General features: G+C 65.5%; 22 protein-coding genes and 1 riboswitch. Of the genes, 14 read left to right on the top strand and 8 right to left on the bottom strand.

Annotation, left to right across the window (positions count from 1 at the left end):
* Positions 1-32 precede the first annotated feature (32 nt).
* The 7 genes from AC1DZT_RS00850 to AC1DZT_RS00820 all read right to left on the bottom strand — a co-directional run bounded on the left by AC1DZT_RS00850 (position 33) and on the right by AC1DZT_RS00820 (position 7670).
* A complete protein-coding gene (locus AC1DZT_RS00850; protein WP_478004693.1) occupies positions 33-944 on the bottom strand; it encodes a sugar phosphate isomerase/epimerase family protein in 912 nt (303 codons plus the stop codon).
* 14 nt (positions 945-958) lie between these two features.
* Complete coding sequence (locus tag AC1DZT_RS00845; protein ID WP_478004692.1) at positions 959-2050, bottom strand: Gfo/Idh/MocA family protein; 1092 nt, start codon at positions 2048-2050, stop codon at positions 959-961.
* Complete coding sequence (locus AC1DZT_RS00840; protein WP_478004691.1) at positions 2047-3120, bottom strand: ABC transporter ATP-binding protein; 1074 nt, start codon at positions 3118-3120, stop codon at positions 2047-2049. Before AC1DZT_RS00840 ends, AC1DZT_RS00845 begins: the two co-directional genes overlap by 4 nt.
* A gap of 1 nt (position 3121) precedes the next feature.
* Positions 3122-4213: an ABC transporter ATP-binding protein gene (locus AC1DZT_RS00835; RefSeq protein WP_478004690.1), complete on the bottom strand. Its 1092-nt coding sequence runs from the start codon at positions 4211-4213 to the stop codon at positions 3122-3124.
* Positions 4213-5091 (bottom strand): carbohydrate ABC transporter permease, encoded by an 879-nt coding sequence (locus tag AC1DZT_RS00830; protein WP_478004689.1) that lies wholly within the window; start codon positions 5089-5091, stop codon positions 4213-4215. The genes AC1DZT_RS00835 and AC1DZT_RS00830 overlap by 1 nt, the downstream gene beginning before the upstream one ends.
* An 11-nt stretch (positions 5092-5102) precedes the next feature.
* Positions 5103-5963, bottom strand: coding sequence for a carbohydrate ABC transporter permease (locus AC1DZT_RS00825; protein ID WP_478004688.1), 861 nt, complete (start codon positions 5961-5963; stop codon positions 5103-5105).
* Positions 5964-6059: 96 nt separating this feature from the next.
* Positions 6060-7670: an extracellular solute-binding protein gene (locus tag AC1DZT_RS00820; protein ID WP_478004687.1), complete on the bottom strand. Its 1611-nt coding sequence runs from the start codon at positions 7668-7670 to the stop codon at positions 6060-6062.
* Positions 7671-7922: 252 nt separating this feature from the next.
* On the opposite strand from AC1DZT_RS00820, the gene AC1DZT_RS00815 reads away from it, so the two are divergent.
* Positions 7923-9017, top strand: a complete 1095-nt coding sequence (locus tag AC1DZT_RS00815; protein ID WP_478004686.1) for a LacI family DNA-binding transcriptional regulator — start codon at positions 7923-7925, stop codon at positions 9015-9017.
* A gap of 4 nt (positions 9018-9021) precedes the next feature.
* On the opposite strand, the gene AC1DZT_RS00810 is transcribed toward AC1DZT_RS00815, so the two are convergent.
* A complete protein-coding gene (locus tag AC1DZT_RS00810) occupies positions 9022-10050 on the bottom strand; it encodes an NADP-dependent oxidoreductase (RefSeq protein WP_478004685.1) in 1029 nt (342 codons plus the stop codon).
* Positions 10051-10283: 233 nt separating this feature from the next.
* On the opposite strand from AC1DZT_RS00810, the gene AC1DZT_RS00805 reads away from it, so the two are divergent.
* From AC1DZT_RS00805 to AC1DZT_RS00745, 13 genes are all read left to right on the top strand, one after another.
* Entirely contained in the window at positions 10284-11147 is an 864-nt protein-coding gene (locus AC1DZT_RS00805; protein WP_478004684.1) for an FAD binding domain-containing protein, read from the top strand.
* Positions 11144-11620: a (2Fe-2S)-binding protein gene (locus AC1DZT_RS00800; protein WP_478004683.1), complete on the top strand. Its 477-nt coding sequence runs from the start codon at positions 11144-11146 to the stop codon at positions 11618-11620. The genes AC1DZT_RS00805 and AC1DZT_RS00800 overlap by 4 nt, the downstream gene beginning before the upstream one ends.
* A 1-nt stretch (position 11621) precedes the next feature.
* Positions 11622-13856, top strand: coding sequence for a xanthine dehydrogenase family protein molybdopterin-binding subunit (locus AC1DZT_RS00795; RefSeq protein WP_478004682.1), 2235 nt, complete (start codon positions 11622-11624; stop codon positions 13854-13856).
* Between the two features lie 61 nt (positions 13857-13917).
* The gene (locus AC1DZT_RS00790) at positions 13918-14163 is read left to right on the top strand and encodes a MoaD/ThiS family protein (RefSeq protein ID WP_478004681.1); all 246 of its coding nucleotides are present in this window, start codon (positions 13918-13920) and stop codon (positions 14161-14163) included.
* Between the two features lie 30 nt (positions 14164-14193).
* Positions 14194-14682, top strand: coding sequence for a DUF2478 domain-containing protein (locus AC1DZT_RS00785; RefSeq protein ID WP_478004680.1), 489 nt, complete (start codon positions 14194-14196; stop codon positions 14680-14682).
* A gap of 86 nt (positions 14683-14768) precedes the next feature.
* Positions 14769-16034 carry a flavin-containing monooxygenase gene (locus tag AC1DZT_RS00780; RefSeq protein ID WP_478004679.1) on the top strand — a complete coding sequence of 422 codons (1266 nt, stop codon included), beginning with the start codon at positions 14769-14771 and terminating at the stop codon, positions 16032-16034.
* Positions 16035-16052: 18 nt separating this feature from the next.
* The gene (locus AC1DZT_RS00775; protein ID WP_478000538.1) at positions 16053-16469 is read left to right on the top strand and encodes a RidA family protein; all 417 of its coding nucleotides are present in this window, start codon (positions 16053-16055) and stop codon (positions 16467-16469) included.
* 1 nt (position 16470) lies between these two features.
* The gene (locus AC1DZT_RS00770; protein WP_478004678.1) at positions 16471-17145 is read left to right on the top strand and encodes a DUF1028 domain-containing protein; all 675 of its coding nucleotides are present in this window, start codon (positions 16471-16473) and stop codon (positions 17143-17145) included.
* Positions 17145-18071, top strand: a complete 927-nt coding sequence (locus AC1DZT_RS00765) for a LysR family transcriptional regulator (RefSeq protein WP_478004677.1) — start codon at positions 17145-17147, stop codon at positions 18069-18071. The genes AC1DZT_RS00770 and AC1DZT_RS00765 overlap by 1 nt, the downstream gene beginning before the upstream one ends.
* 8 nt (positions 18072-18079) lie before the next feature.
* Positions 18080-20146, top strand: coding sequence for an oxidoreductase (locus tag AC1DZT_RS00760; protein ID WP_478004676.1), 2067 nt, complete (start codon positions 18080-18082; stop codon positions 20144-20146).
* A gap of 3 nt (positions 20147-20149) precedes the next feature.
* A complete protein-coding gene (locus AC1DZT_RS00755) occupies positions 20150-21715 on the top strand; it encodes an amidohydrolase (protein ID WP_478004675.1) in 1566 nt (521 codons plus the stop codon).
* A gap of 72 nt (positions 21716-21787) precedes the next feature.
* Positions 21788-21985, top strand: a riboswitch (cobalamin riboswitch).
* Between the two features lie 95 nt (positions 21986-22080).
* Positions 22081-23319, top strand: coding sequence for an aromatic ring-hydroxylating oxygenase subunit alpha (locus AC1DZT_RS00750; RefSeq protein WP_478004674.1), 1239 nt, complete (start codon positions 22081-22083; stop codon positions 23317-23319).
* Positions 23320-23322: 3 nt separating this feature from the next.
* On the top strand, positions 23323-24414 hold the full coding sequence (locus tag AC1DZT_RS00745; protein WP_478004673.1) for an FAD-binding oxidoreductase: 1092 nt from the start codon (positions 23323-23325) through the stop codon (positions 24412-24414).
* Positions 24415-24456 lie beyond the last annotated feature (42 nt).

The raw sequence follows: 24456 nt of genomic DNA, 5'->3' as shown, positions 1-24456 counted from the left end.
AATTGGGGCGGCGGACATCGCCGCCCTTTGCATCACACGCCGTTGGCGACAAATTTGCCGTCAAGGAAGGCCTTGGAGCGCGGCACATCGGCCTCGTCCAGATGCTCGATAATCACCGGGATATTCGGGCATTTCTCGGCCAGGCGCTGCAGATAGAGGTCATAGTTCAGAACCCCCATCCCCGGCGCATCCAGCGCAATGGCCCCGACGCCGCGGAAGGTATGGCTGGCCAGGGCGTCGTCATCGCCGATATCGGCATGCTTTTCCGAAGTGTCCTTGGCGCGGGCCACGTCCTTGGCATGGGCGATCTTCACCTTGTCGGCCAAGGTGTCGAAGACCTGGTTCAGCACTTTGTCCATGCTGTCGATATTGTGGTCCTCGAAGTAATTGGTCGGGTCCATCAAGAGGCCAAGGCCCGGATGATCGACCTGGGCGAACATCTTGACGGTTTCCTCGACCGAGCCCACCACGTTGTTGACATAGGTTTCCAGCAGGAACTGTGCGCCGTGGTCGTAAGCCACCTGAGACAGTTCGGCGATGACCTTGCGGCACATCTCGAAGCCTTCCTCGGATTTGTTCTTCGGGTCCGACATCCATTCGCTCTCGGTATTGTAGGTGCCGGTTTCCGAGATGACATAGGGCGTGCCGAAGCTGCGGGCGTTGCGGAGCAATTCCTTCAGGCGGTCCACATTGGCTTTGCGGTGGTCCAGATCCGGATGGATGATGTTGGTATAGCCCGAGATGCAGCAGATCGGCAGGTTTTGGGCGCGGAAGGTGTCGCGCACCTGCTTGGCCTTGGCGCCGGTGATCTGGCCCGCGCTCAGGTCGATGTCCTTGAAATGCAGGTCAAGCTGGACGGTGTTGAAGCCGTGGCTGCGGATGCGCTTGGCGGTCTCCTCCAACCCGTAGGGGAAATAGCCGGTGAAAATCCCGGATTGCATCATGATGAGTTCCTCCCTCAGTTCGTTGATATTTCAGACAGTTTGACCGTGCGGCCCTCGGCGATGGAGCGATAGCCCGCCTCGATCAGCGCCACGGTTTTCACGTTGTCGGCCACCGACAGCGCCGGGGCGGTTCCGGTGGTGACGGCATGTTGCAGCTGTTCCATCACGCCGATGAAGGCCTGGGGGAACCACATCGTCTCCCATGTCGGGGTCACCCACTTGCCGCCGGTGGTTTTCTGGCTGGCATAGGTCAGGGTGCTTGCCGCCCCGGTCGGCCAGCCGATGGAGCCCTTGGCGACACCTTGGGTGCCTTCCACCCGGAAGGTGATCGACTGGTCGTTGTCATAGCCTTCGGCGCGCGGGCCGGACCAGACGTCTTCAAGGCTGACCGCCAACACCCCGCTTTCAAAGCGCAAAGTCGAAACGGTGATCCCGTCGGAATGGTCGAAGGTGGTCCGCGGGTCCGTTCGGGTCTGGGTCGTGATCTCCACCGGTTCGCCGAACAGGAACCGCAGCACGTCCAGGTGGTGGACCGACATGTTGGCGAGCGTCAGCCGGTCGTAACCTTCCAGAAAGCCCTGCCAATGCGGGATGGCGTGCATGTCGATCTGGGCGAAGACCACCTCGCCAAGCTCGCCCTTGTCGAGGATCTGCTTCAAGACCCGCATCGACTGGTCATAGCGCATGTTCTGGTTGACGCTGAGCACCTTGCCTGCCTTTTCCGCCGCATCACGCAGGGCAATCGCATCGGCCAGCGTCAGGGCCAGCGGCTTTTGCGCCAGGATCGCCTTGATATGCGGCTGTTTCAGCGCGGCATAGATCAGGGCGGGCTGCTGATCGGGCGGATAGGCGATGTCGAGGACCTCGATCGACGGGTCGGCGATCAGCGCCTCGGGTGTGTCATGCACCTTGGGGATGCCCCAGCGGGTGGCCACGGCCTCGGCCTTGGCCCTCGTGCGGCTGGCGATGGCGCCGACGGTGAAACCGGCCTCCTTATAGGCCGCCAGATGGCATTCGGCCATGATCATCCCGGCACCGATGCAGCCGATGGTCAGACCGCGACTCCGCACTGGCGGATCGGGTTGAAAGCCCAAAGCGTTGCTCATGTTCTCGCTCCTCCCAAGCGGGGGAGGGCTTTGCCGCCCGCCCCAAACCAGATCACCTTGGCCGCGTCGCAGGACAGGGCCACCTGCGCGCCGACCCGCATGTCAGGCTGACCGCGCAGCATGGCGCGCAACGGCTGATCGCCGGCCTTCAGCGTCACGACGGTATAACCGCCCAAGGGTTCCACCTCGGCCACTGTCGCGGGCGGGCCCGCGCCTGCATAGGGGGCGACGCGCAGATCCTCAGGCCGCAGGCCAAGTTCGGCCACCCCGGTCAACGCATCCGCCGCCGCCACCCGGATCGTGCCGGAGGCCGCCTCGAACCCATTGCCCATCCGCTGCGCCGGCAAGATGTTCATCACCGGCGAGCCGAGGAAGCGCGCCACATAGGTCGTGGCCGGATTGTCATAGATCTCCACCGGGCTGCCCACCTGCCGGATCGCGCCATGTTCCAGAATGGCCATGCGGTCGGCCACCGACATCGCCTCTTCCTGGTCGTGGGTGACATAGATCAGCGTCCGCCCGGCCTCGCGCTGGATGCGCTTCAGCTCGACCCGGGTCTCCTCACGCAGGCGGGCGTCGAGGGCGGAAATCGGGTCATCCATGAGGTAGGCCGCAGGGTCACGCACCAGGGCGCGGGCGATGGCGACACGCTGGCGTTCACCGCCCGACAGCTGGCCGGGCATCTTGTGCAGGATGTGGCCGATATGCAGCTTCTCCGCCGCATCCTTCAGCCGGGCTTCGATGCGGGTCGGGTCCTCGTGCCGTTCCGCCAGCGGAAAGCGGATGTTGTCGGCCGCCGTCATATGCGGGAACAGAGCCAGGTTCTGGAAGACCATCGCGATGTTGCGTTCGGCTGGCGAGATGGCGTTGACCACCTTGCCGTCGATCAGGATCTCGCCCGCGTCGGGCTTTTCCAGCCCGAGGATCAGCCGCAGGATCGTGCTTTTGCCCGACAGCGGCGGGCCGAAGAAGCAGAAGAACTCGTTATCGGCCACGGTGAAGCTCGCGTCATCGACGGCGACGGTGTCCTTGTAGCGCTTGGTCACGTTGCGGAAGGCGATTTCAGCCATGTCAGAGACCTTTCAGGGCTGCGCCAGAGGCGGCATCGAAGAGGCGGACCGAGGGGGCGAGCGGGGCGAAGTGCAAGGCCTGGCCTGTGGCAAAGCCCGCGTCATTCTCCAGCACCACCTTGGCGGCAGAGGCGCCCTGCCCCAGATGCAGGATCGTCCGCGCGCCGATGCGTTCGACGAAGGTGATCGGCAGGGCCATGCCCTGACCTTCGGGCACCAAGGCGACCTGTTCGGGGCGAAAGCCATAGACGACCTCGCCCTTCGCCTGCCGCAGGGCGGCGGCTTGGGGTGCGGCAAGCTGCGGCGTCATGCCAAGGGGACCGAGGTCAAGCGCCATGCCCGAGGGCGTTTCCACCGCGCGGCCCTGCAGCAGGTTCATCCCCGGCGAGCCGATGAAGCGGGCGACGAAGAGGTTGGCGGGGTTGTTGTAGATCTCCAACGGCGTTCCGACCTGTTGCAACACGCCGTGGTCCATCACGGCGATGCGGTCGGCCATGGTCATCGCCTCCAGCTGGTCATGGGTGACATAGACCATGGTCTGGCGGAAACTGCGTTGCAGCTGCTTCAACTCGGTCCGCATCACGGCGCGGAAGGCGGCATCGACGTTGGACAGGGGCTCGTCCAGAAGGAAGATCGCGGGCTCCATCACCGCACTCCGCCCGATCGCCACCCGTTGCAGGATGTTGACCGAAAGGCCCGCAGCAGGGCGGTCGAGCATCGGGGTCAGCTGCAGAAGCTCGGCCATGGCGCCGACACGGCGCGTCACCTCCTCCACCGGGCGTCGGGTGGCGCGCAGGCCATAGGCCAGGTTCTGCCGCACCGTCATATGGGTGAAGATCGCGTAGTTCTGGAAGACGAAGCCCACGCCACGCTGCCCCATCGGCACGCCGGCCATGTCACGCGCGCCAAAGAGGATGCGACCTTCCGAGGGCTGCTCCATCCCCGCGATCATGTTCATCGTGGTCGACTTGCCGCAACCCGAAGGCCCGAGCAGAGCCACAAACTCGCCATCGGCAATGGTCAGGTCCATCGTCTTCAGCGCCGTGAAGGGGCCGAAGCGTTTGACGAGGTGTTGCAGGTGAATAGCGCTCATCAGCGGGCCATCCGTTTCAGGGCCCAGACACAGGCGATGGAGAGGACAATCAGGATCGCCAGCGCAATCGCCGCGACATAGCCCCAGATCAGATCCTGGGTGGCGATCTTGTAGATATAGACGCTGATGGTTTCGGTCGCGACGCCGGGGCCGCCGCCGGTCATGATGAAGAGGGTGTCGAAGATCTTGAAACACTCGATGACGCGGATCGCCAGCGCGATGCCGATGATGGTCTTCATCCGCGGCAGGACGATGGTGCGGAACCGCTGCACCGGACCCGCGCCCAAAAGGGTTGCGGCGCGGATCTGATCCTCGGGGACACCGACCATGCCGGCCAGCAGGATCAGGAACATCAGCGGCGTCCATTGCCAGATATCGGCGCTCATCACCGCCAAAAGGGCAAGATTAGGGTCTGATAGCCAGGCGAGTGTCACCGGATGGCCGACGAAATGCGCGAGGATGTCGTTCACCGGCCCGCCCGACTGGAAGAGCATGAAGAACATGTAACCCGCCACCGCAGGCACCACCATCATCGGCATGATGAGGATGGAATAGGCGACTCGCTTGCCGGGGAAATCGTCCATGAAGAGGGTGGCAAGACCAAGGCCCAAGAGAAACTCCACCGGTACGCAGACGACCATGACCAGGGCGGTACGGCCCAAGGCGGCCCAGAGGCGGCTGTCGTGCAAGAGGTCGGTGTAATTGGCAAAGCCGTTCCACATCGACCAGGCCTGCGGCCAGGACAGGCCCGACAGCGGCGACCAGTCGGTCAGCGAGATGTAAAGCTGCATCAGCAGCGGAAAAACCGAGATGAACAGGACCAGCACCTGCGCCGGCAGGGTCAGGCGGAAGCCGAGCTTGGCGGATTCGTCTCTCATTGCCACGGGTTTCATTGCTTGAGCGCTCCAAAGGTCAGCCCGCGCACCAGATGTTTCTGGATCAGCACGCCCATCACCACCGGCGGCACCGCGGCGATCAGGCCAAGCGCGGCCTTGGCCCCGTAAAGCTGCCCCGTCATCGAGGAGGAAAGCGAGGCCATGTAGACCGGGATCGTCACCCATTCCCGCGTCGTCAGCAGAAGGGCGATCAGGTAATCAGACCAGTTCAGGATGAAGACGAACAGCGCGGCCGAGGCGAGCGGCGCCCGCATCATCGGCAGGGTGATGCGCCAGAACACCCTTGCGCGGGAGCAACCCTCGACCAGGGCGGCCTCCTCGATCTCTTTCGGCATGTCGTCGAAGAAGGTCTTCATCAGCCAGAAGGCGAAGGGCAAGGTCACGATGCCATAGACCAGCGCCAGTCCCCACCAGCTGTCGGTGAAGTTCAGGAAGGCCCACATGATCATCACCGGCGTCATCACCGCCATCGGCGGGAACAGCCGCAGCTGCACCAGGGCCAGCGGCAGGTTCGCGCCAGAGCCGAAGCGCGACAGCCCGTAAGCCGCCGCCGTCCCCGCCGTCATCGCAATAACAGTCCCTATTCCGGCGGAAAGGAACGAGGCGAGGATCGGTTTCAGTGCCGTCTTGTCCAGCGTGGCGATCAGGTCATTGGTGCTTTGACCGAAGATGTAGCGGAAGTTGTCCAGCGTCGGCGCGCGCGGGATCCAGGTCAGGTCGGCGCCGGTGGCCTGCCATTCCGGGATCGGCTTGAAGGCCATCGAGGCCATCCACAGGATCGGGATCAGCGCCACGGCAAGGGCCAGCAGAAGAACGGCATAGCGAAAGGCCGTGAAGGCCAGCGAGCGGGTCATGGGAATTCCGGGGCAATGAAGGATGGCCGGCGCGTGGTCCGCGCGCCGGCCCTTGGTCGGCCCGTCGTCCTGGGAACGACAACGGGCCGGCTTCTGTCACATCGGGTCAAGGACCGTGGGCCAGGCGGCCTTGTTGGCCTTGATCGCCTCGATGATCTTCTCTTGTCCGGTGCGGCGGGTGATCTTCTTCCACTCGGCCTCGGTATCGGCCATCGCCTGCGCCGCCGTCTTGGCCCCGGTGAGCGAGGCCATGAGGTTCTCGTCCAGCGCGTTGTGGAAGGCCGTGGCCCCAGGATAGTTGATGGTCGGCACCGTGCGCGCCACCGTCTCGCGCACCACATCCATGTGGTAGGCATGGTAGGTCTCGCGCACCAGCGGATCGGCAAAGTCGTTGAGGGAGAAGGGGTCGAAATAGCCGCCCGGATTGGCCGTCATCCAGCTGTAGATCCGCGCCGAGCCCAGCCATTGCAGCAGAAGATAGGCGACTTCCGGGTGTTGCGACTGGGCGGAAACCATGCCGGTGAGGCTGAACCACAGGACCGAGCGGCTGACGATCTTGCCGTCGATCTCGTTGCCCGGCGGCAGCATGGACCCGATCTTTCCGGTGACCTTCGACCCCGTGTTGCCGGCATTGTCCAGAAACTTCGGCAGGTTGGAAAAGGCGCAGGTCATCGCAGCGCCGCCATTGGCGAAGTTGCCGTATTGCTCGGGCCAACCCCAGCTGATCGCGTCGGGGGAATGGTGGGCCAGGCTGTCGATATAGGCCTGGGTCGCAGCCACACCTTGATCGGAGTTGATCAGCGGCGCGCCGTCATCGCCGAAGAGATACATGTTCGGCGCCGCGGTCGAGACATAGCGCTGATACCAGTTGGTATAGCCCCAGCCCTGATTGCGCAGGTCGGTCGAGCCGAACAGGCCCTTGTCCGGCCGTTGGAAGAAGGCCGCCACGTCGGAATGCTGCTTCCAGGTCTTCGGCGGGGCGAGGTCGTAACCGTATTTGTCCTTGAAGGCCTTTTGCTCGGCGGCATCGCCAAAGAGGTCGGTCCGGTAGACCCAGGTCTGGAAATCGCCATCCAGCGAGACGCCATAGGTGTTGCCGCGATACTGGTTCAGCAAGGCCACGCCCTGCGCGCCGTTGACATAGCCGGTCTTGGGGTCGTCCCATTGCGGCTTGTACTGGGCCACATAGTCGTCGAGCTTGGCAATCCCGCCCGATTCCGCCAGATCGCCCAGCCGGTTCCACTCGGTCGAGTAGATGTCATAGGCACCCCCCTTGGTGGAAATGTCCTGCATCGTCTTGGTGAACTCTTGCCCATTCGGCAGGCCGACGATCTCCAGCGGGATGCCGGTTTCCTTCTCCCACAGATCCTTGATCGAGGGGGCGCCTTCCGGGAAGGGCTTGGTCAGCTGGCCGATCGAGCCGTCCGACAGGCCGATCACGATCTTGGCCGGGGTCTTGCCCGCGCCTTTCAGAGTCTTGACCGCCTCGATCGCCCGGCCTTCCGGCGTGTCGGGCCCGTATTGGTAACGCTCCGCCCCGGCAAACCCGGTCGGTCCGCCGATCATGCCGGGGGCAAGCGCGTCACTGGCGCCAGCCCGGGCCGGGCGGATGAAACGCGGGGCAAGCCCAAGTGCGGCCCCATAGACGGCGAATTTCCCCCCGGTCGTCAACAAGCTGCGCCGCGATATGCGGGTCTGTTGGTCCATTGCTTTCCCTCCCAAGACAGCAGAGCGCATGCGTTGATGCCCTCAAGGTGATGATTAATGATGATTCAACACATCAAGTCAACATCATAAAATCGCACAATCCGCGCCTGACATGTCAGTTTTGGCCTAAATCACCTCAGGAATGGTCAAGTTTCCGTGGTTTTGCGGCCAGCTCGGTGGAATCCGCGCCGGCAAACACCTCATTTCCATGTCGATAACCTCAAAATACATCATTTACAGCATGGCGATTCGATGGCACTACCAAAGCAGGCCAAGCCCGGCCAAAGCGCTTCGATGTACGGCAGGATGACCAAAGCCCATATGCCCCCACCCCGTGTGACCCTTCAGGACGTGGCCCGCGCGGCTGGCGTCTCTCCTGCCACGGTGGACCGGGTGCTGAACGGCCGCGACGGGGTGCGCAGCCGCACGCGTGAGGTGGTGATCGATACGGCGCAGCGGATGGGCTATATCGCCGGCCCCGCCGAGGCGCCGGTGGTGGATGCGGCCCTGCGGCTGGTCTTTCTGTTGCCGGCGGGGACCAATGCCTTCATCAACACCCTGCACCGCCAGATCGACATGGCCGCCGCCACGCGGCCCGAGCTTGCCGTCACGGTGGAGCGGATCGAGGGGTTCAACCCGCTGACCCTCGCCGCGCGGCTTCTGGCCCTGCAGGGGGTGGCGCAGGGCGTCGGGTTGATCGCGCAGGATCATCCTCTGGTGCGCGAGGCGATCCGCAGTCTGGCGCAGGCCGGGGTTCCGGTGATCACCCTCGCCTCGGACATTCAAAGCGTGCCGCGCCTGGCCTATGTCGGCATCGACAACCGGCAGGCCGGGCGGCTCGCCGGGCTGTTGATGGGGCGGCTTCTGCCGAAGGAGCAGCGGTCGAAAGTGGCGCTCTTTGCCGGCTCGCTGTCCTACCGCGGGCATGAAGAGCGCGAGATGGGCTTTCGCCACATCCTGCGCGAGGAATTTCCCGAGGTGCAGATCCTGGAACTGCGCGAGATCATGGATGACCGCGAAAGGGCCATGTCAGAGACGTTTTCGCTGCTGGACCAGCACCCCGACCTCGCCGCGATCTACAACGTCGGCGGCGGCACCTCGGGCATTGCGGCGGCGTTGAAGGCGCGCGAGGCGGCGCATCGCGTGGTGCTGATCGGCCACGAGGCGACCGAAAGCACCAAGCGGCTGCTGCTGGATGGCACGGTCGATGCGGTGATCGACCAGAACCCCCGGGTCGAGGCGCGCGAGGCCCTGAACCTCTTGACCGCCGCCCTGCAGGGCAAGCCCTATACCTATATCCCGCCGCGCCTGCAGCTGATCCTGAAGGAAAACCTGCCGGACGAATAGGCCTTCAGCCGACCTTGACCACCAGCTTGCCGAAATTGGCGCCCTTGAGCATGCCGAAGAAGGCCTCGGGCGCGTTTTCCAGCCCTTCGACCAGGTGTTCGCGGTACTGGATCTGGCCCTTGCCGATCCATTCGGTCATCGCGGCGGCGAAGGTCGGGTAAAGCGGGCCGAAGTCGAGGAAGATGATGAAGCCGCGCAAGGTGAGCCTGCGGCGCAGCACCATGCTCATCAGCATCGGCACCCGGTCCGGGCCTTCGGGCAAGGCGCTGGCGTTGTATTGCGAGATCAGGCCGCAGACGGGAATCCGCCCGCCGGGGTTCATCAGGGGCAGGACCGCGTCCAGAACCGCGCCACCGACGCTTTCGAAATAGATGTCGATGCCCTTGGGTGCGGCCGCCTTCAGATGGGCGGCCATGTCGGGCGCCTTGTGGTCGATGCAGGCGTCAAAGCCGAGGTCCTGCACCGCATAGGCGCATTTCTCCGGCCCGCCCGCCACGCCGATCACCCGCAGGCCCATCAGCTTGCCGATCTGGCCAACCACGGCCCCCACCGCCCCGGTGGCAGCACCAACGCACAAAGTCTCGCCCGGTTTCGGCTGGCCGATCTGGGTCAGCCCGGCCCAGGCGGTGAAGCCCGGCATGCCGAGAATCCCCAAGGCCCAGGAAGGCGACTTCGGCTCACGCCCGAGGTTCACCACCTCGGCGCCATCCGACAGGGCATAATCCTGCCAGCCATTGGAACTGAGCACCAGATCGCCGGGCTGGAACGCGGGCAGGTCCGAACTCACCACCTCGGCCACCGTGCCGCCGACCATCGGCTGGCCAACCGCGACCGGCGCGGCATAGGAGGGCGCATCGCTCATCCGGCCGCGCATATAGGGGTCGAGCGACAGGTAAATCGTGCGCAGCAGCATCTGGCCCGGACCGGCCACCGGCACCGCCGCCTCTTCCATCCGGAGGGTCTGCGCATCCGGCTCGCCCTTTGGGCGCGCGGCAAGGATCAGGCGGCGGTTGACCGAGGGGCTTTGCGGCATGGGACGGGCTCCTGTCAGGAAAAGGTCACGGTTTTCGAAGGCAAGACGCGACAGCAGAAATTATTTTTTGCCTCACTGGCCGGTTTACGGCAATTCTGTTCCGGGAGCGACCTGCCATTTCGCCGGGCCCCGAAGCATGACTTGAAACGGCGCGAAATTGGCGCTTAACCTGTGGCTGCCGGTGCACAGCCCTGCTGTGCGCCCCCAAGTTTCAGCCGACGGACAGGTCAATCATGAAATATATGACAGCACAGACTGCAAGGGCGGCCGCGCAGGCGATCGCCGCAGAGCCGGGGTCTGCCCGGGTTCTGGCGGGCGGCACCGATCTTCTGGTGCAGATGAAGGCAGGCAACCTGCAGGTGGACCTTCTCGTCGACATCAAGAAAATCCCCGGCATCCGCGAGATCACGCCCGAAGCGGGCGGTTTCCGCGTCGGCGCCGCCGTGGCCAATTCCGAGCTGCGCGAACATCCCGAGGTTTGCGCGCTGTGGCCCGGCGTGGTCGAGGCGGCGGGCCTGATCGGCTCCACCCAGGTGCAGGGGCGTTGCACCATGGCGGGCAACCTCTGCAACGGCTCGCCCGCGGGCGATGCGGTGCCCGCCCTGGTTGCCGCCGATGCCAAGCTGCGGATCGAAGGCCCCGACGGGACCCGTGAGGCCAGCGTGCTGGAGATTCCGACCGGCCCCGGCAAGACCTCGCTGAAGAAGGGCGAGATCGTCACCTCGATCCTGCTGCCGGCCCGTCCGGCGCATTCGGGCGACGCCTATCTGCGCTTCATCCCGCGCACCGAGATGGATATCGCCGTGGCCTCTGCCGCCGTCAGCCTGACGCTGGACGCTTCGGGCACGATCACCGCCGCCCGCGTGGCGCTGGGGGCCGTGGCCGCGACCGTGCAGCTGGTCGAGGCGGGGGCCAAGGCCATCATCGGCACCAAGCTGGACGATGCGGCGCTGGCCGCCCTCGCCAGCGCCTGCGAAGCCGCCTGCAAACCGATCGACGACAAGCGCGGTACCATCGAATTCCGCACCAGCACGGCCGGCGTCCTTGCCCGCCGCGCTGCCAAAATCGCCTATGCCCGCGCCGGAGAGAGCAAATGAAATCCACCCATGTTTCCACCACGATCAACGGCGACCCGGTCGAGTTCATCTGCACGCCCGACGAACCCCTGCTGGACGTGCTGCGCAACCGCCTGCACCTGACCGGTGCCAAGGAAGGCTGCGGCACCGGTGACTGCGGCGCCTGCTCGGTCACGCTGAACGGCCGGCTGGTCTGTTCCTGCCTCGTCCTCGGCGTCGAGGTGCAGGATGCCGAGATCACCACCATCGAAGGCATGGCCAATGGCGACGAGCTGCACCCGCTGCAGCGCGCCTTCATCGACGGCGCGGCCCTGCAATGCGGCGTCTGCACGCCCGGCATCCTGGTCGCGGCCAAGGCGCTGCTGGCCAAGAACGCCAGCCCGACCGACGAGGAAGTGCGCTTCTGGCTGGCCGGCAACCTCTGCCGTTGCACCGGATATGACAAGATCATCGCCGCCGTTCAGGTGGCTGCTGCCGAAATGAGGGGGGCATAACATGGCGCTCGACCAACCCAAACGCGAATTCCGCTATGTCGGCACCCGTCCGAACCGCCCGGACGGTGTGGACAAGGTGACGGGCCGCGCCCAATACGGCGCCGACTTCACCGCCCCCGGCATGCTGACCGCCGCCATCCTGCGCTCGCCCCATGCCCATGCCCGGATCGTGTCGATCGACACCTCCGTCGCCGAGGCCATTCCCGGCGTGCGCGCCGTGGTCACCGGCGACGATTTTGCCCGGCCCGAGGATGATTTCCTGCGCGACGTGCAGGAAAACTGCATGGCGCGCGGCACCGCCCTTTACGATGGCCATGCCGTGGCCGCCGTCGCCGCGACCTCGCCCGCCATCGCCAAGGCCGCGCTGAAGGCGATCAAGGTGACCTATGAGGTTCTGCCCCATGTCACCGACGTGGACGAGGCGATGCTGCCCTCGGCCCCGGTCGTCCAATCGGGCCGCGCGATGGAAAACGTCCCCGCCGGCATGTCCGAGAATGTCACCCATACCTGCGAATTCGGCCACGGCGACGTGAACGCCGGCTTCGCCAAGGCCGATCTGGTGGTGGAGCGCAGCTTCAAGACCGCCGCCACCCACCAGGGCTATATCGAACCGCATGCCTGCCTCGCCTCGGTCACCGCCGATGGCAAGGCGGATCTGTGGTGCTGCACCCAGGGCCATTTCTTCGTCCGTACCCTCTGTTCCGCCATGCTGGGGATGGAGGCGAGCCAGCTGCGCGTCACCGCTTCGGAAATCGGCGGCGGCTTTGGCGGCAAGACCACCGTCTTCATCGAGCCGGTGGCGCTGGCCCTGTCGAAGAAGGCGGGCCGTCCGGTCAAGGCCGTGATGACGCGGGACGAGGTGTTCCGCGCCACCGGGCCGACCGTTTCGACCTCGATCGACATCAAGATCGGCATGACCAAGGATGGCCGCATCACCGCCGGCGAGGGTCGCCTGCGCTATTCCGGCGGGGCCTTCCCGAACACCACGGTCGACATGGGCGCCCAGGCCGGCTTTGCCGCTTATGACCTCGAGGCGGTCCATACCCTCGGCTGGAACGCGATGACCAACCGCCCGAAAGAGGCCGCCTATCGCGCGCCGGGCGCACCGCAGGCGATTTACGCGGTGGAAAGCGTCGTGGACGAGCTGTGCCAGAAGCTGGGTCTTGACCCGCTGGCCGTGCGCCTGAAGAACGCGGCCAAGAAGGGGACGCTGTCCTCCTACGGCCCGACCTTCAACGAAATCGGCCTGATCGCCACGCTGGAGGCCGCCAAGGCCCACCCGCATTATACTGCTCCCTTGGGGCCGAACCAGGGGCGCGGCCTGTCCTGCGGTTTCTGGTTCAACTTCGGCGGCAACACCTGCGTGTCGTTGAACGTGAACACCGATGGCACCGTGGGCGTGACCGAGGGCAACCCCGATATCGGCGGCTCGCGCGCCTCGATCAGCCTGATGGCGGCGGAGGAGCTCGGGATTCCCTACGACAACATCCGCACCATCGTCGCCGACACCAACTCGCTCGGCTATAACGACGTGACCGATGGCAGCCGGGTGACCTTTGCCGTGGGTCTGGCGACGATCAAGGCCGCCCGCGATGCGGTGGCCAAGATGAAGGCACGTGCCGCGAAGTTCTGGGGCATCGACGAAGATGCCGTGGATTGGGTCGATGGCGCCGCCGTGCCCGCAGGCCCGAACGCCGGCAAGTTCCCGCCCCTGACCCTGGCCGAGATCGCCGCCACCTCACCCCAGACCGGCGGCCCGATCGCCGGCCATTACGAGACCAACGTCGATGGCGCGGGCGTGTCCTTTGGCGTCCACCTCGTCGATGTCGAGGTTGACCCGGAGACCGGCTTCACCAAGATCCTGCGCTATACGATCTTCCAGGATGCCGGGAAGGCCGTGCACCCCGACTATGTCGAAGGCCAGATGCAGGGCGGCGCCGTGCAAGGCATCGGCTGGGCGCTGAACGAGGAATATATCTACGGCAAGGACGGGCGTCTGCAGAACCCGGGCTTCCTCGATTACCGCATCCCGGTCGCCTCGGACCTGCCCCGGATCGAGACGGTGATCCTGGAAATCCCGAACCCCGGCCACCCCTACGGCGTCCGCGGTGTGGGCGAAACCCCGATCGTCCCACCCCTGGCCGCCATCGCCAACGCGGTCTCCCGCGCGGCGGGCGTGCGCCTGACGGAACTGCCGATGTCGCCGCCGCGGATTTTGAAGGCGATCAAGGGCTGAAACGGGTCAGGCAAAGGGGGAAACCGCTTTTGCCTGACACGCGAAAGTAAAAGGGGCTGGCATGGTCAAGGTCAAGCTATGGGGGTCGCTGCGCCACTGGACCGACGGGCAATCCGTTGTCGAGGTGGAGGCCACGACCTTCAAGCAACTGCTTGACCGCCTGACCGAAACCTACCCCGGCCTCGCGCCGCAAATCCGGCGCGGGGTCTCGATGTCACTCGACGGGGTGATCTACCGCGAAGCCTGGTTTCAAGAGATCAAACCGGACTCCGAGGTCGTCCTCATGCCCTTCATGCAGGGCGGCTAGTCCCGCTCCCCCAAAAACCGGAGTTCCCCCGTGGCCCTTCGCTATGTCAGCTTGGCCGGTCGCGGCCAGACCGATGCCTGCCTGACCGCCGCCGTGCGGCTGATGCAGGCCGCGGGCCTGCGGCTTGCCGGGACTTTCGCGCTGGAATCCGATGACCCGGCCTGCGACATGCAGTTGCAGATCCTGCCCGATGGCCCGGTGATCCGGATCAACCAGAACCTCGGCCGCGCGGCACGGGGCTGCCGGTTGGACGGCGGCGCGCTGGAACAGGCGGTGATGGAGGTGGCGGCGCGGACCGAGGGCGCGCAGGTGCTGGTGGTCAACAAGTTCGGCAAGCTCGAATCCTCCGGTCGCGGCTATGTGCCGCTGATCTCGGACGCGCTGGAAAAGGGCGTGCCGGTGCTGATCGGCGTCAATACCCTGAACCTGCCGGAACTGCTGAGCTTTGCCGGCGATCTGGCCGAAGCACTCCCCGGCGATCCGCAAGCGATCGCCGATTGGGCCTTAGCCCACGCCTAATCAAGGCTGAGATTTTCTGTTCTTTCCTTTAAGCAAGCGCTGCGACATTCTGTCCGAAACGCGGGGTACGAGGACGGGACCAGGATATGGCTGTTGAAAAGGTGGAGGCGCTGGTGGTCGGCGCAGGTCAGGCCGGTGTGGCGATGAGCGAGCATCTCTCGCGCTGCGGCATCGGCCATCTTGTGCTGGAACGGAGCCGCATTGCCGAACGCTGGCGCTCGGAACGCTGGGATTCGCTGGTCGCCAATGGCCCGGCCTGGCATGACCGCTTTCCGGGCATGGACTATGCCGAAACCGCCCCCGATGCCTTTCCGGGCAAGGAACAGGTCGCCGATTATTTCGTGGCCTATGCCGAAAAGATCGCCGCCCCGATCCGCTGTGGCGTGGCGGTGAACCGGGTCACAAGGCTGCAAGGTCGCCCCGGCTTTCGCGTCGAAACCTCGGCAGGCGTGGTCGAGGCGGAATATGTCGTGGCCGCCACCGGCGCCTTTCAGCATCCGGTGATGCCCGATCTGGTGCCCGCCCAGGCCGGCCTGATGCAGCTGCATTCCAGCGCCTATCGCAACCCCGGCCAGTTGCCCGAGGGCGCGGTGCTGGTGGTCGGCGCGGGCTCCTCCGGCGCGCAGATCGCCGCCGAACTGCAGGAGGCCGGGCGCAAGGTCTATCTCTCGGTCGGCCCGCATGGCCGCCCGCCGCGCAGCTACCGCGGCCGCGATTTCGTCTGGTGGCTTGGCGTGCTGAACAAGTGGGATCTGGAATATGTCCCCGGATCGGATCATGTGACCATCGCGGTCAGCGGCGCCAATGGTGGTCGCACCGTCGATTTCCGCAAGCTTGCGGCGGGTGGAATGACCCTTTTGGGCCGTGCAGAGACATATAAGGACGGCACCCTGACCTTCGGCTCCGACCTTGCCGCCAATGTCGCCAAGGGCGATGCCGACTATCTTTCGGTACTGGACGAGGCCGATGCCTTCGCCACTCGCAACGGCCTTGACCTGCCGCTGGAGCCCGAGGCCCGCGTCATCGGGCCCGATCCGGAGTGTCTGACCCATCCGATCCGCGCGCTGGATCTGAAGCAGGCCGGGATCACCGCGATCATCTGGGCCACCGGCTTTACCCAGGATTTCAGCTGGCTCGAGGTCGATGCCTTCCACCCGAACGGCAAGCCCCGCCACCAGCGCGGCGTGTCGTCGGAGCCGGGGATCTACTTCCTCGGCCTGCCCTACCAGTCGCGGCGCGGGTCGTCCTTCATCTGGGGCGTCTGGCACGATGCCAAGCATGTCGCCGACCATATTGCCAAACAGCACGGCTATCTGGCCTATAAAGGCCCGGGCAAGCCCGTCACCGCCTAAAGCCCTTCGGAGAGAAACATGGCCCACCAGCGCATCCGCCCCTTCAACACCAAAGTCACCTATCCCGAACAGAACCTCGACAATGACCTCGCCCATGCCGTGGTCACCCGCGGCGGCCGCACCGTCTGGTTCCGCGGCGCCTGCCCGCAGGATCTGGACACCGCGGTCAACCTCGGCAGTCACGATCCGGCCGAACAGACCCACAAGGTGATGCAGAACATCAAGCAGGTGATCGAGGAAGCCGGCGGCAAGATGGAGCATCTGGTCAAGCTGGTCGTCTATCTGACCGATGTCCGCCACCGCGAGCCGGTCTATCGGACGATGGGCGAGTATATCAAAGGCGTCCACCCGGTCTGCACCGGCCTGACCGTCGTGGCGCTGGCCCGGCCCGATTGGCTGGTCGAGATCGACGCCACCGCTGTGATCCCGGATTGAGATGACCTTCTCCATCGTCGCGCATTGCGCTGAAACCGGGCTCTTCGGCATGGCCATCTCCTCCTCCTCTCCCGCGGTGGCGGCGCGCTGCGCCTATGCGCGCGCCGGGGTGGGCGCGGCGGCGAGCCAGAACATCACCAACCCCGCATTGGGGGATCTGATGCTGGACCTGCTCGCCTCCGGCCTTTCGGCACCGGAGGCGGTGGCCGAAGCTGTCCGGCAGGAGAAGTTCCCGGAATACCGCCAACTTCTCTGCGTCGATGCCGAGGGTCGCACCGCCACCTGGTCGGGCGACAAGGCTCTTGGCATCTGGGGCGCTGCCGAGGGTGCGGGCGTGGCGGCGGGGGGCAATCTTCTCGCCGACAAGGCGATTCCCGCCGAAATGGTGACTGTTTTTGCCGCCACCAAGGGCCATATCGGTGACCGGCTTCTGGCCGCGATGCAGGCCGCCCTTGCGCTCGGGGGTGAGGCTGGGCCGGTCCACTCCGCCGGCCTTCTGATCGTGGGCAAACACCCCTGGCCCCTCGCAGAACTGCGCTGCGATTGGGAGGAGGGTGATCCCATCGCCCATATCGCCCGCGCCTGGGCGGTCTACAAACCGCAGATGGAGGCCTACCAGACCCGCGCCCTCGACCCGCGCGCGGCCCCCTCCTACGGCGTGCCGGGCGAGACATAGTGGCCCTCCGCCTGACCCTGCGCCAGCTGGAATACCTCGTGGCCGTGGGTCAGGCGGGGTCGATCACCCTTGCGGCCGAAAGGCTCAGCGTCTCGGCCCCGTCGATCTCCACCGCCATCGCCCAGCTGGAGGCGGAGTTCGGCCTGCCCCTCTTCGTGCGCAAACATGCCCATGGCATGTCGCCCAGCCAGGCCGGGCGCGAGATGATCCGCGAGGCGGCAGCGACCCTCGCCGCCGCCGCCCGCCTGACCGAGCTTGCCGCGCAGTACCGCGGCACGGTGATGGGGCGGCTCAACGTCGGCTGCCTGCTGACCTTTGCCCAGATCCTGCTGCCGCAACTGCGCCGCAGCTTCATCGACCGCTATCCTGCCGTGGCGTTCCACCAGACTGAAACCCACCAGGCCGCCCTGATCGAAGGCCTGCGCGACGCGCGCCTTGACGTGGCCCTGACCTATGACCTCGCCCTACCCGCGGATCTGGAGTTCGTCTCCCTCGCCACCCTGCCGCCCTTCGTCATGCTGCCCGCCAGCCACCCTCTGGCTCAGGCGAAATCCCTCTCCGTCGCCGATCTGGCAGAGCTGCCCTTCGTCCTCCTCGACCTGCCGTTGTCGGGCGAATACTTCCTGTCCTTCTTCGAAAAAGCGTCTCTAAGACCGCGGATTGTGGAGCGGAGCCGCGACATGGCCGTGGTGCAATCGCTGGTCGCCAATGACTTCGGCTATTCGATCCTCAACTTCCGCCCGCTGACCAACCTCGCCCCCGATGGCAAGAAACTCGCCTTCGTGCCGTTGACCGGCAAGGTGCAGCCGATGCGGATGGGCCTTCTTTGCGCACCGGGCAGCCGCGCCTCGCTGACCATCCGCGCCTTCATCGACCATGCCGAAACCGCCTTGCAGAGCCTCCTGCCCGATCTGATCCTGCGTTAGGAAACCCCATGCGCGACCCTCGCTATGACATCCTGTTCCAGCCTTTGGCCATCGGCCCGCTGACCGCGCCGAACCGCTTTTACCAGGTGCCGCATTGCAACGGCGGCGGCTACCGCGACCCTTCCGCCGCCGCCGCCATGCGCGGCATCAAGGCCGAGGGTGGCTGGGGCGTGATCTTCACCGAACAGACCGAAATGCACCACACCTCGGAAATCACCCCCTTCATCGAACTGCGCCTGTGGGAGGACAAGGACATCCCCTCCATCGCCAAGATGGCTGCGGCGATGAAGACTCACGGGGCGCTGGCGGGCATCCAGCTGGCCTATTCCGGCATCAACGGCCCGAACATGTACACCAAGGAGGTGCCGCTCGCCCCCTCCGCCCTGCCGATCCGCACCTTCACCAATGACCCGGTGCAGGCCCGCGCGATGGACAAGACCGACATCAGGAACCTGCGCCGCTGGTTCGTGAACGCCGCCAAGCGCAGCAAGCTGGCCGGGTTCGACCTGATCTGCCTGTACGGCGCGCATGGTTTCGGCATCTTTCAGCATTTCCTCAGCCGCGCCACCAACCAGAGGTCGGACGAATACGGCGGCAGCCTGGAAAACCGCTCGCGTTTCGCGCGCGAGGTGATTGCCGACATGCGGGATGCGGTGGGGGATACCATGGCGCTGACCCTGCGCGTTTCGCTGGACGAGACGATTGGCCAGCTTGGATTCTCCAATGCCGAGGTGCGCGATTTCGTCTCTATGAACGCCGAATTGCCCGATCTTTGGGATCTGGCGATGGGGACATGGGAGGATTGCTCCGGCCCCTCCCGCTTCAAGGAAGAAGCCGCGCAAGAGGCCTGGGTGACCGGCATCCGCGACCTTTCCCCTCGCCCGGTGGTGGGGGTCGGCCGCTTCACCTCGCCCGATGTGATGGCGCGGATGATCAAATCGGGGCGGCTGGATTTCATCGGCTGCGCCCGCCCCTCGATCGCCGATCCCTTCATCCCGAAGAAGATCGACGAGGGCCGGGTCGAGGATATCCGCGAATGCATCGGCTGCAACATCTGTATCACCGGCGACATGACGCAAGGCATGGGGCGCTGCACGCAAAACCCGACCTGGATGGAGGAATGGCGCCGCGGCTGGCATCCGGAAAAGATCGCGACCAAAGGCGCCAGCGAGACGGTTCTGATCATCGGCTCCGGTCCCGCCGGGCTGGAGGCGGCGCGGGCGGCGGCGCTGCGCGGCTATGAGGTCGCGGTGGCCGAGGCGCGCGAGGATTTCGGCGGCAGGGTGGCGCGCGAGCGTCTGCTGCCGGGCCTGTCGGCCTGGGGGCGGGTGGCGGATTACCGGCTGTTTCAGCTGAAACAGAGACAGAATGTGCAGCTTTACCCCGGCTCGCGCCTCACCGCCGAAGAGGTGCTGGAGTTCGGATTCCAGCATGTCTGCGTCGCCACCGGGTCAACCTGGCGCGCCGATGGCGTGGCGCGCCAGCATGTCGTGCCGATGCCGATGGATGAAGCCATGCCGGTCTTCACCCCCGACGACCTGATGGCGGGCCGCCTGCCCAAGGGAAGGGTCGTGATCTTTGACGATGACCATTATTACATGGGCGGCGTGCTGGCCGAACTTTGCGCGCAGGCCGGCTGTCAGGTGACGCTGATCACGCCCTCGGCCTTTGTCTCGGACTGGACGGCCAACACGCTGGAGCAGGCCGCGATCCATCGGCGGCTGGCGGGGCTTGGCGTCAGGATCGTGCTCAACACCGGGGTGACGTCTCTGCAGGCGGGCGGGGTGGCGACGAATTGCACCTATACCGGCGCGCCCGGAACGGTGGACTGCGACGCGGTGGTGCTGGTGACCTCGCGCCTGTCCGAAGATGCGCTGTATCTGGCACTGAAGGCCCGCGAGTCGGATTGGGCTGATGCCGGCATCCGTTCCGTCAAGGTGATCGGCGACGCGGCGGCGCCGGCGCCCATCGCCTGGGCCACGTTCGCCGGCCACCGCTATGCCCGCGAGCTGGATGAGGCCGACATCGGCGACGCGATGCCCTTCCGTCGCGAAGTCACCAGATTGGAGGATTAGGCCATGTCAGAGCCACATATCCTGCGCGGCCTGCGCTTCTTCGGGCAGGAGGGCAGCCATGATCTGACCTTTCGGGACGGTCTGATCACCGCCGTCACCCCTGCCGAGGGCGCGGGCACCCTTGCCCTGCCCGCCTTCCGCGACGGCCACCTGCATCTCTTCCCTGGCGGCGTGACGCTGGAGCAGGTCAACCTCGCCCATATCCACGACGCCGAGGCGCTGCGGGCCGCCCTGCTGCCGCGGGCCAGTGCCACCCCGGCGGGCGAGCTGATCTGTGCCTATGCCGCCAACTACGACCTGCTCGGCGCCCAGCGCCCCGACCGTCACGCATTGGATGCGATCCTGCCCGACCAGCCGCTTTGCATCGCCGCGACCGATTTTCACTGCGCCTGGGCCAATACCGCCGCCCTGCGGCTGGCCGGCATCCTCGCGGGGGCCGATGCCGGGCCGGGGTCGGAGGTGGTGATGGGACCCGACGGGCTTGCCACCGGCGAGCTGCGCGAGTTTGCCGCGATGAACCTGGTGCGCAACCTCGGGCCCTCGGGCGGGCGGGAAAGCCTGGCCCTGTCGGGGTTGGAACCGGAGGCGGTCACCCAGGCGCAACGGGCGCGCGACAAGGAAACGCTGAGGCGCGCCATCGCGGAATGCCTGCGCCACGGCATCACCTCGGTCGTCAACATGGACGGCAACCTTTATCTTGCCGATCTGCTGAGCGAGATGGCGGACGAGGGTCTGCCGCTGGACATCAGCCTGCCGATGACTTTGGTGCCGGGGCAAAGCGACGAACGCCGTCGCGCGCTGCTGACCTGTGCCGGGCGTGCGCCGGTCGGACGGCTCAGCTTCGGCCGGGTCAAGATGTTCATGGACGGGGTTTTCGACACCTGGACCGCCTTTCGCACCGACGATTACCCCGACCGCCCCGGCTTCCGCTCTGCCCCGCTTTTCACGCCCGAGGAATTTGCCCGCAACTGCATCGAGGCTGATGCGCTTGGCCTCAGCATCGCCACCCATGCGGTGGGCGATGGTGCGGTGCGCGCGGCGCTGGATGGCTATGAGGCGGCGATCCGGACCAATCGCAGCCGCATCCGTCACCAGATCGAACATATCGACATGATCCACCCCGACGACCTGCCCCGGCTGGCGGCTCTGGGTGTCACCGCCTCGATGCAGCCGGTGCATCCGCCGGGGCTGGCCGGGCTGCCGCTGGAGCCGACCATTTCCATCATGTCGCCCGAGCGCTGGGGCGATACCTTCGCCTGGAAGGCGATCGCGGCGCAGGGGGTCAAGCTGGTCTTCGGCACCGATTGGCCGGTCTCGCCCCTGTCGCCCTTCCATGCTCTCCATTGCGCCCTGTCGCGCCAGCCCTGGTCCGCGGGCGTGCTGGACCAGCGCATACCGCTGAGCGCGGCGCTGGCTGCCTATACCGAAGGCCGAAACCTGGCCCCCGGCGCCCCCGCCGACCTGATTCTCGTCGAGGGCGACCCTGCCGCCCTCGCCCATGACCCGCAGGCCTGCCGGATACTGCGCGTGATCAGCCGGGGCCAGCAGGTCTGGCCGCCCGCAATTTGAGCGCGCCCGCGCCCCGCGTCTCCGCCGCGCCTTGGCATGTCGCAAATGATCTATCCGGTCCGCTTGCGACATGCTCTATAGGCCGGGTAAGGTGCCATCGGCGACGGTGGAGAATTGGGAAGCCGGTGAAAAGCCGGCGCTGCCCCCGCAACGGTGACGGAAAAAGCGGCGTGACGGGAGGCCACTGAAGCTCGCTTCGGGAAGGTGTCGCGCCGGGACTGCAAGGTCCTGATCCGCAGCCCGGAAACCAGCCTTGCACCAGACGTCACGCCCCGGGGCGATTGGCGACGCGGGAGGACGCGTTGCCGGTCGGTCCACTTCCACAATCGTTCCGCGCGGGGAGGCGCGGACCACATAGGTGCAACATGCTGAAGACCGCCGAAATCCGCGCCGAACTTGATGCGCGCCGCCCCAATTACTCGCTGACCCGCGCGCTTTACTGCGACGAGGGGGTTTATGAGGCCGATCTGGAGCAGATCTTTTACCGCGAATGGCTGTTCGCCGTGCCCTCTGCCGAAGTGGCCAAGACCGGCGCCTTTGCGACGCTGCAGGTCGGGGCCTATCCGGTGGTGATCACCCGGGGCAACGACGGCATGGTCCGCGCCTTTCACAACGTCTGCCGCCACCGTGGCCAGCGGCTCTGCGCCAAGGAAAACGGCAGCTCGCCGAAGCTGGTCTGCCCCTATCACCAATGGACCTATGACCTTGACGGCAAACTGCTTTACGCCCGCGACATGCAGGAAGGCTTCGACCCCGCTGCCCATGGCCTGAAGAAGGTGCATTGCGTCGATCTGGGCGGGATGATCTTCATTTGCCTCGCCCAGGTGCCGCCGCCGATCGCCGATCTGGCCAAGGTGATGATGACCTACCTTGCGCCCTCGGGGCTGAAGGATGCCAAGGTGGCCTATTCCTCGACCATCGTCGAAAAGGGCAACTGGAAACTGGTGCTGGAAAACAACCGCGAGTGCTATCACTGCGGCGGCTCGCACCCCTCGCTCTGCCGGACCTATTCCGACAATCCGCGGATGACGGCGATGGAAGGGCCGGATTCGGCCTCGCCCGACATCCTCGCCCACTGGACGCGCTGCGAGGCGGCGGGTCTGCCCTCGCGCTTCGTCAACCATCCCGACATGCAATGGCGCCTGGCGCGGATCCCGCTTCTGAACAACGCCGAAAGCTACACGATGGACACCAAGGCCGCCGTGTCGAAGAAAATGGGCAAGATGCCCTTCAACGACGCCGGCAGCCTGTTGTTCTTCCACTATCCCAACACCTGGAACCACTTCCTGGCCGATCACGCCATCACCTTCCGGGTGCTGCCGATCTCCGCCACCGAGACCCAGGTCACCACTTTCTGGCTGGTGCCCAAGGATGCGGAAGAAGGCGTGGATTACGACCTGAAGAACCTGACCGAGGTCTGGATCAACACCAATGACGAAGACCGCGTCGTGGTCGAGGAAAACCAGAAGGGCATCCTGTCGCCCGCCTACGAGCCCGGCCCCTATTCCGCCGTTCAGGAAGAAGGTGTCATCCAGTTCGTCGATTGGTATTGTGGCGTGATGGGCGACCGTCTGGCGCCGAAACCTGCCCTGGCTGCGGAGTAAATCATGGCCAAGTCGCGTCTGAACTGGTCCGTCGAACCCTGGAACGATTCCGAGCTTCTGGAATGCGCGATGATCGTGCCAGAGAATGACGACACCGCGTCCTTCACCTTCCGCGCGCCTTCGGGCGCGTGGTTCGACTATCAGCCGGGACAGTTCATCACGCTGGATCTGCCAGTGGACCCCAAGAAAGGGCCCGCTGGCAATGTGCAGCGGACCTATACGATCTCCTCCTCGCCCTCGCGGCCCCTGTCGATTTCGATCACGGTGAAGGCGCAAAGCACCTCGATCGGGACGCGCTGGATGCTGGACCATCTGAAGCCGGGGATGAAGATCCGCGCCTTTGGTCCGGCGGGGATTTTCAGCTTCCATCGCCATCCGGCGAAGAAGTACCTCTTCATCTCGGCCGGGTCGGGCATCACGCCGATGATGTCGATGACGACCTGGGCCTGGGATTCGGGCGAGATGCCGGACATCGTGTTCGTCCACGCCGCGCGCCGCCCGTCGGAGATCATCTTCCGCGAAAGGCTGGAGCAGTTCGCCAACCGCGTGCCCGGCTTGCAGCTGCGCTTCACGGTGGAAGAGCCCGATCCGTTCCGCGCCTGGCCCGGGTACAAGGGCCGTCTCAGCCAGATCATGCTGGGCCTGATGGCGCCGGATTATCTGGACCGCGAGGTCTTCTGCTGTGGACCCGAGCCCTTCATGCAGGCCGTGCGCGAGATGCTGCAGAGCATCGGCTATGACATGACGCGCTATCACCAGGAAAGTTTCGGCGTCGCCGTCGCCACCGAGGCCGATGCGCCGATCATGGATGACGTGGTCCCGGAAGAGGGCGCCACCGCCGAGATCACCTTTGCCTCGAGCGGCGTCGTCACCGCCTGCGGCGAGACCGATACCGTTCTGGCCGTGGCGAAGCGGTCCGGCCTCAACATCCCCTCGGGCTGCACTTTCGGGCTTTGCGGCACCTGCAAGGTCAAGAAACTGTCGGGCGAGGTCCATATGGTCCACAACGGCGGCATCTCGGACGAGGATATTGCCGATGGCTATATCCTGGCCTGCTGTTCCAACCCGATGGGCAAGATCTCGGTCGCGGTGTGACTCAAGGCGGGCGGGGGCCGACCCCGCCCGTGGTGCCCCCTG

This window comes from Rhodobacter sp. P1_C2, from assembly GCF_056406375.1.
The sequence above is the reverse complement of the archived record's forward strand: the minus strand, read 5'-3'. Positions and strand labels throughout refer to the sequence as shown.

Bases quoted from the DNA above. Each gene is read 5' to 3' on its own strand.
- AC1DZT_RS00850 (WP_478004693.1), bottom strand. From the start codon at position 944: ATGATGCAATCCGGGATTTTCACCGGCTATTTCCCCTACGGGTTGGAG.
- AC1DZT_RS00845 (WP_478004692.1), bottom strand. From the start codon at position 2,050: ATGAGCAACGCTTTGGGCTTTCAACCCGATCCGCCAGTGCGGAGTCGC.
- AC1DZT_RS00840 (WP_478004691.1), bottom strand. From the start codon at position 3,120: ATGGCTGAAATCGCCTTCCGCAACGTGACCAAGCGCTACAAGGACACC.
- AC1DZT_RS00835 (WP_478004690.1), bottom strand. From the start codon at position 4,213: ATGAGCGCTATTCACCTGCAACACCTCGTCAAACGCTTCGGCCCCTTC.
- AC1DZT_RS00830 (WP_478004689.1), bottom strand. From the start codon at position 5,091: ATGAGAGACGAATCCGCCAAGCTCGGCTTCCGCCTGACCCTGCCGGCG.
- AC1DZT_RS00825 (WP_478004688.1), bottom strand. From the start codon at position 5,963: ATGACCCGCTCGCTGGCCTTCACGGCCTTTCGCTATGCCGTTCTTCTG.
- AC1DZT_RS00820 (WP_478004687.1), bottom strand. From the start codon at position 7,670: ATGGACCAACAGACCCGCATATCGCGGCGCAGCTTGTTGACGACCGGG.
- AC1DZT_RS00815 (WP_478004686.1), top strand. From the start codon at position 7,923: ATGGCACTACCAAAGCAGGCCAAGCCCGGCCAAAGCGCTTCGATGTAC.
- AC1DZT_RS00810 (WP_478004685.1), bottom strand. From the start codon at position 10,050: ATGCCGCAAAGCCCCTCGGTCAACCGCCGCCTGATCCTTGCCGCGCGC.
- AC1DZT_RS00805 (WP_478004684.1), top strand. From the start codon at position 10,284: ATGAAATATATGACAGCACAGACTGCAAGGGCGGCCGCGCAGGCGATC.
- AC1DZT_RS00800 (WP_478004683.1), top strand. From the start codon at position 11,144: ATGAAATCCACCCATGTTTCCACCACGATCAACGGCGACCCGGTCGAG.
- AC1DZT_RS00795 (WP_478004682.1), top strand. From the start codon at position 11,622: ATGGCGCTCGACCAACCCAAACGCGAATTCCGCTATGTCGGCACCCGT.
- AC1DZT_RS00790 (WP_478004681.1), top strand. From the start codon at position 13,918: ATGGTCAAGGTCAAGCTATGGGGGTCGCTGCGCCACTGGACCGACGGG.
- AC1DZT_RS00780 (WP_478004679.1), top strand. From the start codon at position 14,769: ATGGCTGTTGAAAAGGTGGAGGCGCTGGTGGTCGGCGCAGGTCAGGCC.
- AC1DZT_RS00775 (WP_478000538.1), top strand. From the start codon at position 16,053: ATGGCCCACCAGCGCATCCGCCCCTTCAACACCAAAGTCACCTATCCC.
- AC1DZT_RS00770 (WP_478004678.1), top strand. From the start codon at position 16,471: ATGACCTTCTCCATCGTCGCGCATTGCGCTGAAACCGGGCTCTTCGGC.
- AC1DZT_RS00760 (WP_478004676.1), top strand. From the start codon at position 18,080: ATGCGCGACCCTCGCTATGACATCCTGTTCCAGCCTTTGGCCATCGGC.
- AC1DZT_RS00755 (WP_478004675.1), top strand. From the start codon at position 20,150: ATGTCAGAGCCACATATCCTGCGCGGCCTGCGCTTCTTCGGGCAGGAG.
- AC1DZT_RS00750 (WP_478004674.1), top strand. From the start codon at position 22,081: ATGCTGAAGACCGCCGAAATCCGCGCCGAACTTGATGCGCGCCGCCCC.
- AC1DZT_RS00745 (WP_478004673.1), top strand. From the start codon at position 23,323: ATGGCCAAGTCGCGTCTGAACTGGTCCGTCGAACCCTGGAACGATTCC.